The following is a 13363-nucleotide window of genomic DNA, read 5'->3' on the forward strand; positions in this document are numbered from 1 at the left end:
GTGATTTACACGCTTTTTATTTTGACTCGATTGCTTTGACAAAACGTATAAGCCAATATAAGAAAACCTATGGAAGTATATACGTTGTTGCTACATATACTAGACGAGGGAATAATCCTAACGTATTCATATTGAAAATGGGAAGTAGTAAATAATTAATTGCAATGATTAATATAACAAAAAGGAATGTATAGTTGAGTTTATCCCGCTATTTGCCGGGCAGTAACACCCCTACCTCAAAATTCAGCGAAAGTAAAAAAGTTAGGTGGGGCCCTGCTGCCCGTAAAGGCCCGATTGGTGAGGGCTGATTAAACTTTCACTTTATTATATATCCTCTTTATATCGACTATAAAAAAGAACAAGTAATTATTATAACTATTGTGCAAAATTTGATATAATAAAAGAACGAACGTTCTGATTAGGAGTGAGTACTATGCGAGAAATGTATCCGAAAAATGGTCGTGTAATTTTACATGTAGATATGAATTGTTTTTTCGCATCTGTTGAAATTGCTCATGATCCATCATTACAAGGAAAGCCATTAGCGGTTGCTGGAAATGAAAAAGAGAGAAAAGGAATTATTATAACATGTAGTTATGAGGCGAGAGAATACGGAATACGTACGACGATGCCCCTTTGGGAAGCGAAAAGGTTATGCCCGCAATTAGTTGTAAGGCGTCCTAATTTCACATTATATCGCGAAGCTTCATTTCAAATGTTTCAAGTCATTTCTCGTTTTACAGAAAAGATACAACCAGTCTCAATAGATGAAGGATATTTAGATATTACAGATTGCTACGCACTTGGTTCGCCTCTTGAAATAGCAAAGATGATTCAACAAGCACTACTAACAGAGTTGCAGCTTCCGTGTAGTATCGGAATCGCTCCAAATCTTTTCCTAGCAAAAACAGCTTCTGATATGAAAAAACCTCTCGGTATTACCGTACTTCGAAAACGTGATATTCCAGAAATGATTTGGCCACTTCCAGTTGAAGCAATGCATGGGATTGGAGAAAAAACAGCTGAAAAATTAAATGAAATTCATATACATACAATTGAACAATTAGCGAAGGGAGACGAGCATATCATTCGCGCTAAAATTGGGAAGCACGGTATTGATTTACAAAAGCGTGCAAAAGGTACGGATGATAGGGAAGTGGATCCGAGTCAAATGGGCCAACATAAAAGTGTCGGTAACTCGATGACTTTTTCAAAGGATATGGATGAAGAGAAAGAATTACTTGATATGTTAGAACGGTTATCAAAATCAGTGAGTAAAAGATTACAAAAGCGAACCCTTGTCAGCTATAATATTCAAATTATGATTAAATACCATGATAGGCGAACAGTAACACGGAGTAAGCAATTGAAAAATGCAATTTGGGAGGAACGTGATATTTTTCAAGCAGCATCCCGTTTATGGAAGCAACATTGGGATGGTGATTCCGTTCGTTTACTAGGTGTTACAGCTACTGAAATAGAGTGGAAGACAGAATCGGTGAAACAATTAGATTTGTTTTCATTTGAAGAGGATGCGAAAAAAGAACCACTACTTGCTGTCATTGATCAAATTAATGATAAGTATGGAACACCAATTTTACAACGAGGTAGTCAACTACTACGTAAGCAAGAGAAGTCGTTTCAACAAAAGTTAGAAAATAAGTTTATGTAGAAGGTGTCATGAAGTAGTAAAATCATGACACCTTTCCTAGTTAACTCGCTTCTAAATTTAAAGAAGTCTTCCATCCAGCTCCAGTAACGCCAGATTCTAATAGCATTCTACTTACTATTTTTTCGATTAAGATAGCCGCATTTGTCTTGCAATGTAATGTAGCCTGTATACACACCTTTTGATTAGAATCTACGTCTTCACTATACAACTCTTTTAAACCGATTCCTTCTGTACTTACCATATGCATAAGTAAAAAACGAATATGTGCTTCATTTTCTTCTGAACAAGTAAGGGAAAGTAAGTAGTTCGTTTGTTCTGGTGATTCTTCTTTTGATTTTTTATTCATAAAAAGAGCAATTGGGCGAAGAAGTATATTTGCTAGTAACACGCCGGCTGCACCTAATATAGCTGCAACGAGGAAACCGGCGCCTGTAAGAGTACCGACAGCAGCTGCACACCATAAAGTAGCTGCTGTATTTAGCCCTCTAATACTAAAACCATCGCGGATAATAACGCCACCCCCTAAAAATCCAATACCACTAACGACTTGAGCAGCAATGCGGGATGGGCTAGCATCATGATCAAGCATGACGGATAATAAAACAAATATACAGGCACCAAGTGATACGAGAGCATTTGTCCGTAACCCAGCCATTCGGTGTCTCCATTGTCTTTCCATTCCAATGCAAGCTCCTACAATAATTGCTATAACTAACCTGAATACAATGTCGTACCATACCATCATGGTCACCTCCATATATAATATGTGTTATGTTTTTTAGAATGAGCGGGGGATACCCACTCATTCTTATTTTTACAACCAGCTATGAAACTTTTTAATATAAAGCTTTTTCAGGAATTGTGTTAAAAAAGCGTAGCCTAATAGTATTCCTACTAACCAAGGGAAATAGTTAAGTGGCAATGCTTGTAAACCAACGGCTGCACCAAGTGGTGAGAATGGAATATAAATCCCGATTGCCATAATAAGAGCGGTTAATAAAACGACTGGTGTTGATGCAGTGCTTTGAATAAATGGAATCTTTTGTGTTCTTATCATGTGAACAATTAAAGTTTGTGTTAACAATCCAACGACAAACCAACCGGACTGGAATAATGATTGCTCGCTCGGTGTATTTGCACCAAATACATTCCACATGACTACGTATGTGATAATATCAAATATAGAACTAATTGGGCCGATATAAATAATGAAGTTTCGTAAGTTTGCAGTATCCCATTTTCGTGGTTTTTCTAGAAACTCTTTATCCATTTTGTCCCATGGAATAGAAAGTTGTGAAATATCATAAAGTAAGTTTTGAATTAAAAGATGAATGGCAAGCATCGGTAAAAAAGGAATGAAAGCACTTGCTACTAACACGCTAAACACATTACCGAAGTTAGAGCTAGCTGTCATCTTAATATATTTTAAAATATTTCCGAATGTAGTACGTCCTTCTAAAATCCCTGCTTCTAATATAGTTAAACTTTTTTCGAGTAGAATAATATCGGAAGCTTCTTTCGCAATATCAGTAGCAGTATCAACAGATATTCCGACATCAGCTTCACGTAATGCTACAGCATCGTTAATGCCGTCTCCCATGTAACCTACAGTGTGTCCATTTTCTTGTAATGCGTGTATAATACGAGATTTTTGCATTGGATTAAGCTTCGCAAATACAGTCGTTTCTTCAGCAAGTTTTGCTAATGCTTTATCTGGTAAAGAATCAATCTCGTAACCGAGGATTGGTTCGCCGATATCTAATCCAACTTCTTTACAAACCTTTCTTGTAACAATTTCGTTATCGCCAGTTAAAATTTTCACTTGTACACCATGTTTTTGTAATGCTTGAATTGCAGCTGCTGCAGATGGTTTCGGTGGATCTAAAAAGCCGATATATCCAGCGAGAATCATATCAGTTTCGTCTTTTACTGCGTACTCTGTATCATTTATTTTTCTATCTTTTTTATAAGCCACAGCAATAACCCGCATACCTTCACTATTTAGTGTCTCACTTAGTTTTTTGACATTTGAACGTATTTCCTCGGTGAGTGGAACGATTTTTTCATCCACTTCAGTGTAGTTACAAATTGATAAAATTTCTTCTACGGCACCTTTACAAACCATTGTATGTTCACCTGAAATATCCTTTACGATAACTGACATACGCCGGCGGGCGAAATCGAATGGAATTTCATCTAGCTTTTGAAAAGCTGATGGATTAAATGTATTGTTTTCCTCTGTATGCTTAATAACAGCTTTATCTATTAAATTTTTCAATCCAGTTTGATAGAAACTATTTAAATAGGCAAATTGCAAGACGCGATTGCATTCATTTCCCTTGGGATCTAAGTGACGAACAAGGACCACTTTATCTTCTGTTAAAGTTCCGGTTTTATCTGTACAAAGAATGTTCATAGCACCTAAGTTTTGAATAGAATTTAGCTGTTTTACAATTACTTTTTGTTTAGACATGTTAACGGCACCTTTAGCTAAATTAGCAGTTACAATCATTGGTAACATTTCAGGTGTAAGGCCAACAGCGACGGCAATAGCGAAGAAGAAAGCTTCTTGCCAATCTCCTTTTGTGAATCCATTAATGAGAAGGACAATAGGTGCCATAATAAGCATGAATGTAATTAAGAGCCAGCTTACTTTGTTTACACCTTTATCAAAGCTTGTTTCTACACGCTTTCCAATTACCTTATTTGCTAAAGAGCCGAAATACGTATCGGTACTTGTTGAGATGACAACAGCTTTTGCGCTACCACTTACAATATTTGTTCCCATGAAGCAAAGGTTTTCCATATCGAGTGGATTGTAATTTTTTTTCATGTTTTTCGGTAAGATATGCTTATTTTCTGTATGGTAGCAGTGTTCGTATTTTTCTACAGGAAGTGCTTCCCCTGTTAAAGAAGATTGATTAACAAATAAATCTTTAGCGGATACAATACGCACATCAGCTGGAACGATATCACCGGCTGAAAGGGAAATGATATCGCCAGGTACAAGTTCCTCAATTGGAATTTCTGTTGTGTAATTTCGATTTAAATTCGTTACATTTTTTGTTTCATGTACAAATCCATTTATTCTAAATACGCTTGCAGTTGTTCGAACCATAGCTTTTAAATTAACGGCAGCTTTTTGAGAACGAAATTCTTGGGAAAACCGAATTGTTGCACTAAGTAGTACCATTGCAGATACGACAATTGTTCCTTGCATATCATCCGTGAAAAAGGAGAGTGCTCCAAGAGCTAATAAAACGAAAATAAATGGATTTTTAAATGCCGACAGAAATTGAATGTACCACGGTGCCATTTTATTATGAGCTATTTCGTTCGGACCATATAAAGAAAGTCTACGAGACGCTTCTTGTTTAGATAATCCATCTTGTGTTGTTTCTAAAAGTTTTAACGCAGAGCTTACATCTTGTGTTGCAACCTCCACTAATAATTCGTTATTTGTTTTCATGCTATCTTGCTCATAAGCATGCTTTGTTTCTTGTCTTTGTAAATTAAACATCGGTAGTTCCTCCTCTGTCATGAAGGAGGAAACAATCTGTTACCTAACTATTTGAAATGGTGAGGAACAGTTTCTTTCCTACCTACATGATGAAATATGAATGTAAAACGTATGGGTATCTGGGCCGAATCATCAATTGCCAACTGTTCCTCACCTCCGTACAATTTAGTAGTTTCTGAATATGCTATGTTTGTTTCATAGTAAGGTGCATATAGACGTAAAAAGACCTTTACTCAAAACGAGTAAAGGTCTGAATTCGCAGTTAAAAGAGTCCACAACAAAGACTGTTAGTAGACATAAATAAAAACAGTTTTTGTGTATGACAAAATACATGCACCTCTCCCTCGTTGAGTTTTAGCACTGTATAGCATAGGTACTGAAACCAGCTACATTAAAAAAGGCCTTCATTCCGACCTTTCCTGTTGACCCATTGGCGTCTCTCGACATTTTTGGGCAGCAGCGTTTCTCTATACAGGAGCCTCACCTAACAGAGACCATATTCAATTACATGTTGAATGTTAGCACTGTAAAATTGTAGTGTCAATATTTTTTTATCTGTGTTTTTAAAATATTAAACGGATTTATAATAGATATGTGGGATGAAATGTATGATATTGATTATAAATAATATGAAAAATAAATATTTTTATAAAAGGGGAATTTGTAATGGGACCACAAAATTTTATTATAAATATTGAGAATCAAAAATGGTTGTTTAATGAGCAGGAAGATTTATGTTCACACGGAGAAATATATTTAAATGTGGCTGGAACGATTATTACGCGGACAGGTATGGATGAGGAATGGGGAATAAGTGAATCAGCTTTAGCTTTGTTACGAACTTTAGATAAAGAATATATTTGTGATATTGAAAATGAAGAGGGGCTTATTTTGCACGGATGTGGCACTATGTTAATGTTAGGATGCCCAATTTCAATTCATTGGACTATAAACCATATAGGTGAAAACGTGATTTTAAAGGACTTTGTCAAAGTTATTTCTACTAATCAAAAGGCTATATACTATGAAGGACTTCATATAGAATTGAATGAAAATGAATATAGAAAACAAATTGTTTCTTTTGCACTACAAGCAAAAGAATTATTTAATAAATCAAGTGAAAAGATAATTTCAAATGAGTTTGAGCGAAGTATGTATACCGACTTTTGGACGGAATATGATTATTTGTTAAATAAGTATAAATAAAAAAAGCACTGTAACTAGTGCTTTTTTTATTATAGATTACGAGATTGTAGGGTTTTCAAAAATAACAATCTCTGAACTGTTTGTAGTTGAAACGCGTTGGGCGTAATATGTTAAAGCTGAAGAAATATATGCTGGTAACGTATCATTTGTATGTGATGTTGTATATTCATGGATTAATTCCTTTAAAGTTGTCCATTCTAATTGTGCTGGGTGATCAGACACGAAAGAACTTACCCAGCGATCAAATGAAGATGAAAAATCAGTTTGTAAACGAAATACTTCTTTCATAATAAAACGCTCCCTTAAAATGTAGTATAATTATTTTAACACAAAAAACGAACGATAGCTAAATTTTTTAAGTGTAACGTTCGTGTTATATAGTTGTCTAGATGTTTCGTTATGTAAATTCAATTTGCCATTTGAAATAACATTCCGTAAGATGAGAGATAGAGTATATTTAGAGCTGGAGGAAAGAAAGTGGAATTTGTATTTTTAGGAACTGGTGCAGGTGTTCCTTCAAAAGGAAGGAACGTTTCAGCAATTGCTTTACAATTGTTAGAAGAACGAGGACAAACTTGGTTATTTGATTGTGGTGAGGCCACGCAACATCAAATATTACATACATCTGTACGTCCGCGCCGCATTGAAAAAATATTTATTACGCATTTACATGGCGATCATATTTTTGGGTTGCCTGGTTTATTAGGTAGCCGTTCATTTCAAGGAGGAACTACGCCTTTAACGGTGTATGGACCGAAAGGAATTAAACAATTTATTGAAGTGGCATTATCGGTAAGTACGACACATGTGAAATATCCACTTGAAGTTGTGGAGATAACAGAAGAAGGTACCGTATTTGAAGATAATGAATTTTATGTAGAAACGAAAAGATTGTCACACGGTATAGAATGCTTTGGATATCGTATTGTAGAGAAAGATATACAAGGTGCTCTTTTAGTTGATAAGTTGCTTGAGATGGGTGTGAAACCAGGTCCAATCTTTAAACGTTTAAAAGATGGTGAAGTAGTTGAATTAGAGGATGGCACGATATTAAATGGAAATGAGTTTATCGGCCCACCTCAAAAAGGAAGAATTATTACTATCTTAGGTGATACGCGATATTGCGAAGCGAGTAGGGAGCTTGCGCAAGATGCAGATGTACTTGTCCATGAAGCGACTTTCGCAGCAGAAGATGAGCAACAAGCGTATGATTATTTTCATTCTACATCTAAGCAAGCTGCGAGCATTGCACTTCAGGCAAATGCGAAGCGACTAATATTAACTCACATTAGTTCTCGCTATCAAGGAGATACATATAAGGAATTATTGAAAGAGGCTAGAGAGTTGTTTTCTAATACAGAAATAGCGACAGATTTGAAATCATTCCCAGTAGAAAAATGATAATTTCGTAAAAAATGGTAACGGCGGGTTACCATTTTTTTATGTTTAAAAAAATTTAAAAATAAAACTGTTATTATTTTATACTTATACTTGGATGATACAGAAAATTAGGATGGTTTGAATATATAGGATAAAAATACGAAATAATGATTATTTAGAAAAACTGTTATATAAGTCAGATGACATACAAGTGATACAAATAGCAGAAATGGACTTTTATTCAGAACTTTTAAAATTCAACAAAAGTAAGCGTTTTATAAAAAACAAGCTATAATGAGGGCAGATTATAATTTATGATAAGTCACATGTATTTTAGTCATTATCGTAACAAGTGAAGTTGACTAAATCATGAGAGAGTAACACGAGAATTATAATAGGAAAGATATTACTATTATTTGTCATAAGTCTTTTTCACTTTTTAGCTAAACGATATGATTAGCAAGTGTATCTATTGCGAGTTCCTTAGTAGAAGCTTTTTATTAATAAGGTGGTGGAGATTTAATTGGTACACCACTCTTTAAAAGAGTTCAGAACATCAGCAGGTAGTATAGGCGGAATAGCGGGTGCAAATTTAGTTGCATTAGCAATGGTTATATCACTTGTTTATGCTATGCTTGCAATGGCTTCTGTGTTAAACTTTGGATTGCTACCAGACTTTATTGTGGATTATCTTGTATCATTTTTAAATGAAAATAATGCTAAGATTCTTATGTATTATGATAACTGGTATTATTTCAGGTTATATTGGATTACTTTTATTCAAAAACTATCCAATTCGTACAGCAGAACAAATTCGTGGTACAACTGGAAAAGCGACAGATGTAGCAGCTTAATAGAATAGTAGAATAAATTTTTTTCATAGAGGTTTAGGGGGAGTTATGATGAAGTATCGCTCAGTATTTGATATTATCGGTCCAGTTATGATTGGACCATCAAGTTCACATACAGCAGGCGCAGCAAGAATGGGGCAAGTTGCTCGCCAGCTGTTTCGTCATGAACCAGAAAGAGTAAGCATTTCGTTATATGGATCATTTGCAAAGACGTATCGAGGGCATGGTACGGATGTAGCACTAATCGGTGGAATATTAGGATTTGAAACAGATGACTTACGTATTCCAGAGGCGCTAGAAATAGCAAAAGAGCGCGAAATTGAAGTGGAATTCATTGAAGAAGATGCCAATGCACCTCACCCAAATACAGCGAGAATTCGTTTGTATAAAGGTGAAGATGAAATTGAAGTTGTTGCTTGCTCAATTGGTGGCGGTAAAATTGAAGTTGTAGAATTAAACGGATTCGATCTTCAATTATCAGGCACGAGCCCAGCACTACTTATTGTAAATAACGATCGCTTCGGTGCTATTGCAGCGGTAGCTTCAATCCTTGCGAAACATGAGATTAACATTAGTACAATGAGTGTTTCTCGTAAAGAAAAAGGAAGAAGAGCACTTATGGTCATTGAAACAGATGAATTATTAGCAGATGAAGTAATTGAAGAAATAAAAGCGCAACAAAATATTTGTCAAGTAACTATTATGGAATAATTGCAGGGGGGACACACCATGTTTCGGAACGCAGCGGAACTAGTGGCGCAAGCTAAAGAACAAAATGTAAAAATCGCAGAAATTATGATTCAATGTGAAATGGAAACAAGAAGTATTTCACGTGAAGAAGTAATTGCTGGTATGGAAAAGAACTTAGTAGTGATGGAGCAAGCAGTAGAACGTGGTATTCGCGGCGTGAAATCACCAACTGGTTTAACTGGTGGAGATGCTGTAAAAGTTCAAGCGTATATGAAGAGCGGAAAAGGCTTATCAGGAGATACGATTTTGGACGCAGTAAGCAAAGCTGTTGCAACAAATGAAGTAAACGCGGCGATGGGAATTATTTGTGCAACACCAACAGCAGGGTCTGCTGGAACAGTGCCAGGTGTACTATTTGCACTAAGAGAAAAATTGCAGCCTACACGTGAAGAAATGATTGAATTCTTATTTACAGCAGGAGCTTTCGGTATGGTTGTTGCGAATAACGCTTGTATTTCTGGTGCAGCGGGAGGATGCCAAGCTGAAGTTGGTTCAGCAAGTGGAATGGCGGCTGCAGCTGCAGTTGAGATGGCTGGTGGAACACAAGATCAAGCAGCTACAGCGATGGCAATTTCATTAAAGAACATGCTTGGTTTAGTGTGTGATCCTGTTGCAGGACTTGTAGAAGTACCTTGTGTAAAACGTAATGCAGCAGGAGCTGCAAATGCGATGATTTCAGCAGATTTAGCATTAGCTGGTGTAACGAGTACAATTCCATGTGATGAAGTAATTGAGGCAATGTTTAGAATCGGACAAACGATGCCAGTAGCACTTCGTGAAACAGCAGAAGGTGGACTTGCAGCAACGCCAACTGGTCGTCGCCTGCAAGAAGAGATTTTTGGGAAGAACAATAACTAAGTGTAATTATAGAAAAAGGAGCTCAAATAAACTTGAGCTCCTTTTTCTATTTTTCTTTTGTTAGTTGTTCTAATGTTTTTCCAAGGTTATGTGATCGTTTCGTTGCCTGTGTAATACAAGAAATAAGTGCTTGTTGAAATTTATGTTCTTGTAATACTTCAATACCTGCTTCGGTAGTTCCACCAGGAGAAGTAATTTCCTTTCGCAAAATAGAAGGGTGTTTGTCACTTGCTTTTAGCATTTCAGCAGCACCAATCATCGTTTGAAGAATAAGTGATTTTGCAACATCTTCTTTTAAACCAATATTTTTTGCAGCTTCTTCCATAGCTTCCACTACGTAATAAATATAAGCAGGTCCACTTCCGGATAATGCAGTGACAGCATGCATATCTTCTTCCTCTACAACAGAGACGAGACCAATCGTTTCAAATAAAGATGTTGCAGTGCGAATATGCTCCGCTGTTGCATGTTTTGAAGGGGAGATAGCGGTAGCTGATTTTAAAATGGCTGCGGATGTATTTGGCATTGCACGAATAATTGGAATGTCTTTTTGAAGTAGTTTTCTAATTGAGTCAGTAGAAACACCTGCTAGTAATGAAATAATAAGCACGTTATTATTTATGTATTCTTTAAAAGGGGTAAGCGCCTCTGCAACATCCTTTGGTTTCATTGCTAGAAAAAGAATATTTGCATCAGTAAGTAATTCTTTTTTATTATGAGTACCTTTGACACCGTATTTTTTATGTAGCTCTTGTAATCTTGTCTCGTTAGAACGATTACTTACAGTAATTTGTTCACCTTTAACGACATTTGCATGTAACAAGCCACCAATAATAGCTTCGGCAATAGAGCCTGCACCGAGAAAGGAAATGTTTTGAATAGACATGATGTTCCTCCTTTAATTTTGGTTAGAAATTCTTATAAATGTACATACATTCGTTTTTTTATAGGAAACACCTCTTTTTGTCTGAAAATAATGACAAATATATATAGAAGTTGTAAACTGAAGAAGTATTCATTTTTGAACCGGAAAGAGACAGGGGGGCTAAGCATGACGGCGATTCACCGAATGGAGATTCCTGTACCATTTGCAGTGGAAACTGTGAATGTGTTTTTAGTTGAGGGGGAGACATTAACATTAATTGATACAGGGACGAATACAGAAGAGGCAAGGAATGCGTTAGAAAGTCAATTAGGTGCATTAGGGCATACGATAGAAGAAATTGAAACAGTAGTCATTACGCATCATCATGCAGATCATTGTGGACTTTTAAATATATTTTCTGAGAAGACGAATATTATTGGACATCCTTGGAATGAGCCTTGGATTACACAAAATCCAGAATTTTTAAAGCGGTATCATGAATTTTTTAGAGAGACGGCCTTACAGTTTGGTGTGCCAGCAGCATTTTTGAAAGACGAGTCGTTATTGACGACGAGGACACTTAAATATTCTTGTAATAGATCGTTAACGCATACTGTCAGAGAAGGAGATCGTATTGATTCTTTGCCTGGATTTATAGTACTTGAAACACCAGGTCATGCTTCTACTCATATTTCTTTATATAGAGAATCTGATGGAATATTAATTGGTGGAGATGCTCTCATTAGTCATATTTCTTCGAATCCAATACTAGAACCGCCATATGAAGGGCAAACAGAGCGGGCACGCCCATTACTACAATATAATCAAACATTACAGCGTTTAAGCGAAATGAATATTTCACGCATTTTATCAGGGCATGGGGAAGATGTTCTAAATGTGAAACAACTTATTGAAACGAGATTACAAAAGCAAGAAACACGTGCTTTTAAAGTGCTTGAGTTATTAAAGGAAAAACCAATGACAGCATTTGAAGTATGTGTAAAACTATTTCCGGTATTATATAAAGAACAGTTACCACTTACTATTTCAGAAACGGTTGGACAATTGGACTATTTAGCATATAATCAACAAGTGATGATTGATGAGTCATCGCAACGATTGATTTATTATGCAAAGTAGGTGACAGCAATGACAGGACGCTTACAAAATAAAGTAATCGTCATTACAGGTGCTTCTAGTGGGATTGGTGAGCAAGTTGCAATGCAAGTTGCAGCACAGGGAGCGACTCCCGTATTAATGGCTCGAACAGAAGAGAAACTACAAGCGTTAGTAGACAAAATTAAAGAAACTTATAATACGCCTTGCTATTATTATGTATTAGATGTAAGTGAAGAGATAGAAGTACAGTCTGTTTTTTCAAAGGTATTACAAGAAGTAGGACGTATTGATATATTAGTAAACAACGCGGGATTTGGTATTTTTAAAACGTTTGAAGATGCGTCAATGGATGAAGTAAAAGATATGTTCCAAGTAAATGTATTTGGATTAGTAGCATGTACGAAAGCGGTACTACCTTATATGGTAAACAAGAACGAAGGACATATTATTAATATTGCTTCACTTGCTGGAAAAATTGCAACTCCGAAATCGAGTGCTTATGCAGCAACGAAACATGCTGTATTAGGTTTTACGAATAGTTTACGCATGGAATTAGCGAATACACATATTTATGTTACAGCAATTAATCCAGGTCCGATAGATACAAACTTTTTTGAAATAGCGGATCAATCTGGTATATATGTAAAGAATATGGGACGTTACATGTTAAAACCAACATACGTAGCAGAACAAATCGTAAAGTCGATGCACACGAAAAAACGTGAAGTAAACTTACCGAAGTGGATGGGAATTGGCCCGAAACTTTATGCTTTATTCCCAGGTTTATTTGAACGTGTAGCAGGTAAATCATTAAGTAAAAAATAGGAGATTTCCACATGGAAATCTCCTATTTTTTATTGTTTTCCAGTCACATAATCATAAACAATATCCTCAATCTCCTCGTATAAATCAATTTCAATATTTGAATGAGTCACCGTTTGAATATGTTTCACTAGCATTTCCCGATCTTCTTTTGATATTGGACTGCATTGATATTGTTGAAAACTTTTTATAATCATTTTCTCAATTAATTTTTCGTTCATATTTTTTCCCGCCTGTATGTACGTATGTATTGTTTTATTGTACTTGAAGTGAAATAAAAAAACTACCATGCACTATTTGTGTATAAAAATTCGGTTGTG

Annotated in this window: 13 protein-coding genes and 1 riboswitch; of the genes, 8 read left to right on the forward strand and 5 right to left on the reverse strand. The window is 35.8% G+C overall.

Features of this window, described 5'->3' with window-relative positions; translation table 11 throughout:
* The first annotated feature begins 433 nt into the window (after nucleotides 1–433).
* The gene (locus AC0OM3_RS02935) at nucleotides 434–1672 is read left to right on the forward strand and encodes a DNA polymerase IV (protein WP_001208853.1); all 1239 of its coding nucleotides are present in this window, start codon (nucleotides 434–436) and stop codon (nucleotides 1670–1672) included.
* Between the two features lie 40 nt (nucleotides 1673–1712).
* Here the strand turns inward: AC0OM3_RS02935 and AC0OM3_RS02940 are convergent, their stop codons facing one another.
* Both AC0OM3_RS02940 and mgtA read right to left on the reverse strand, forming a co-directional pair.
* Nucleotides 1713–2414 carry an MgtC/SapB family protein gene (locus AC0OM3_RS02940; protein WP_000262342.1) on the reverse strand — a complete coding sequence of 234 codons (702 nt, stop codon included), beginning with the start codon at nucleotides 2412–2414 and terminating at the stop codon, nucleotides 1713–1715.
* A gap of 72 nt (nucleotides 2415–2486) precedes the next feature.
* A complete protein-coding gene (mgtA, locus tag AC0OM3_RS02945; RefSeq protein ID WP_474211064.1) occupies nucleotides 2487–5192 on the reverse strand; it encodes a magnesium-translocating P-type ATPase in 2706 nt (901 codons plus the stop codon).
* 331 nt (nucleotides 5193–5523) lie between these two features.
* A riboswitch (M-box (ykoK) riboswitch) is annotated at nucleotides 5524–5691 on the reverse strand.
* A gap of 167 nt (nucleotides 5692–5858) precedes the next feature.
* Between mgtA and AC0OM3_RS02950 the strand changes: the two genes are divergently transcribed.
* Nucleotides 5859–6398, forward strand: a complete 540-nt coding sequence (locus tag AC0OM3_RS02950) for a hypothetical protein (protein WP_474211065.1) — start codon at nucleotides 5859–5861, stop codon at nucleotides 6396–6398.
* 36 nt (nucleotides 6399–6434) lie between these two features.
* Here the strand turns inward: AC0OM3_RS02950 and AC0OM3_RS02955 are convergent, their stop codons facing one another.
* Nucleotides 6435–6686 (reverse strand): DUF3932 family protein, encoded by a 252-nt coding sequence (locus AC0OM3_RS02955; protein ID WP_000665709.1) that lies wholly within the window; start codon nucleotides 6684–6686, stop codon nucleotides 6435–6437.
* A gap of 189 nt (nucleotides 6687–6875) precedes the next feature.
* Here AC0OM3_RS02955 and rnz point away from each other — a divergent pair, with 189 nt between their 5' ends.
* The 4 genes from rnz to sdaAA all read left to right on the forward strand — a co-directional run bounded on the left by rnz (nucleotide 6876) and on the right by sdaAA (nucleotide 10237).
* Entirely contained in the window at nucleotides 6876–7799 is a 924-nt protein-coding gene (gene rnz / locus AC0OM3_RS02960; protein WP_000397455.1) for a ribonuclease Z, read from the forward strand.
* Between the two features lie 686 nt (nucleotides 7800–8485).
* Nucleotides 8486–8632, forward strand: coding sequence for a hypothetical protein (locus tag AC0OM3_RS02965; RefSeq protein ID WP_370685670.1), 147 nt, complete (start codon nucleotides 8486–8488; stop codon nucleotides 8630–8632).
* A gap of 48 nt (nucleotides 8633–8680) precedes the next feature.
* Nucleotides 8681–9340, forward strand: a complete 660-nt coding sequence (gene sdaAB, locus AC0OM3_RS02970) for an L-serine ammonia-lyase, iron-sulfur-dependent subunit beta (RefSeq protein WP_000877445.1) — start codon at nucleotides 8681–8683, stop codon at nucleotides 9338–9340.
* Between the two features lie 18 nt (nucleotides 9341–9358).
* A complete protein-coding gene (gene sdaAA, locus AC0OM3_RS02975) occupies nucleotides 9359–10237 on the forward strand; it encodes an L-serine ammonia-lyase, iron-sulfur-dependent, subunit alpha (RefSeq protein ID WP_000489461.1) in 879 nt (292 codons plus the stop codon).
* Nucleotides 10238–10283: 46 nt separating this feature from the next.
* Here sdaAA and proI read toward each other — a convergent pair whose 3' ends face one another.
* On the reverse strand, nucleotides 10284–11123 hold the full coding sequence (gene proI / locus AC0OM3_RS02980) for a pyrroline-5-carboxylate reductase ProI (RefSeq protein WP_000027247.1): 840 nt from the start codon (nucleotides 11121–11123) through the stop codon (nucleotides 10284–10286).
* 165 nt (nucleotides 11124–11288) lie between these two features.
* Here proI and AC0OM3_RS02985 point away from each other — a divergent pair, with 165 nt between their 5' ends.
* On the forward strand, nucleotides 11289–12242 hold the full coding sequence (locus AC0OM3_RS02985; protein ID WP_000125121.1) for an MBL fold metallo-hydrolase: 954 nt from the start codon (nucleotides 11289–11291) through the stop codon (nucleotides 12240–12242).
* A 9-nt stretch (nucleotides 12243–12251) separates the two neighbouring features.
* The gene (locus AC0OM3_RS02990) at nucleotides 12252–13046 is read left to right on the forward strand and encodes an SDR family NAD(P)-dependent oxidoreductase (protein WP_474211066.1); all 795 of its coding nucleotides are present in this window, start codon (nucleotides 12252–12254) and stop codon (nucleotides 13044–13046) included.
* 29 nt (nucleotides 13047–13075) lie between these two features.
* Here the strand turns inward: AC0OM3_RS02990 and AC0OM3_RS02995 are convergent, their stop codons facing one another.
* Nucleotides 13076–13264: a YqzH family protein gene (locus AC0OM3_RS02995; RefSeq protein WP_001003225.1), complete on the reverse strand. Its 189-nt coding sequence runs from the start codon at nucleotides 13262–13264 to the stop codon at nucleotides 13076–13078.
* Nucleotides 13265–13363 lie beyond the last annotated feature (99 nt).

The organism is Bacillus sp. FAU20 (assembly GCF_056033865.1).

What these genes read in the sequence shown, in the direction of transcription:
- AC0OM3_RS02935 (WP_001208853.1), top strand. Translation starts at nt 434, where the DNA reads ATGCGAGAAATGTATCCGAAAAATGGTCGTGTAATTTTACATGTAGAT.
- sdaAA (WP_000489461.1), top strand. Translation starts at nt 9,359, where the DNA reads ATGTTTCGGAACGCAGCGGAACTAGTGGCGCAAGCTAAAGAACAAAAT.
- AC0OM3_RS02940 (WP_000262342.1), bottom strand. Translation starts at nt 2,414, where the DNA reads ATGGTATGGTACGACATTGTATTCAGGTTAGTTATAGCAATTATTGTA.
- AC0OM3_RS02965 (WP_370685670.1), top strand. Translation starts at nt 8,486, where the DNA reads ATGAAAATAATGCTAAGATTCTTATGTATTATGATAACTGGTATTATT.
- sdaAB (WP_000877445.1), top strand. Translation starts at nt 8,681, where the DNA reads ATGAAGTATCGCTCAGTATTTGATATTATCGGTCCAGTTATGATTGGA.
- AC0OM3_RS02955 (WP_000665709.1), bottom strand. Translation starts at nt 6,686, where the DNA reads ATGAAAGAAGTATTTCGTTTACAAACTGATTTTTCATCTTCATTTGAT.
- proI (WP_000027247.1), bottom strand. Translation starts at nt 11,123, where the DNA reads ATGTCTATTCAAAACATTTCCTTTCTCGGTGCAGGCTCTATTGCCGAA.
- mgtA (WP_474211064.1), bottom strand. Translation starts at nt 5,192, where the DNA reads ATGTTTAATTTACAAAGACAAGAAACAAAGCATGCTTATGAGCAAGAT.
- AC0OM3_RS02985 (WP_000125121.1), top strand. Translation starts at nt 11,289, where the DNA reads ATGACGGCGATTCACCGAATGGAGATTCCTGTACCATTTGCAGTGGAA.
- AC0OM3_RS02950 (WP_474211065.1), top strand. Translation starts at nt 5,859, where the DNA reads ATGGGACCACAAAATTTTATTATAAATATTGAGAATCAAAAATGGTTG.
- AC0OM3_RS02990 (WP_474211066.1), top strand. Translation starts at nt 12,252, where the DNA reads ATGACAGGACGCTTACAAAATAAAGTAATCGTCATTACAGGTGCTTCT.
- AC0OM3_RS02995 (WP_001003225.1), bottom strand. Translation starts at nt 13,264, where the DNA reads ATGAACGAAAAATTAATTGAGAAAATGATTATAAAAAGTTTTCAACAA.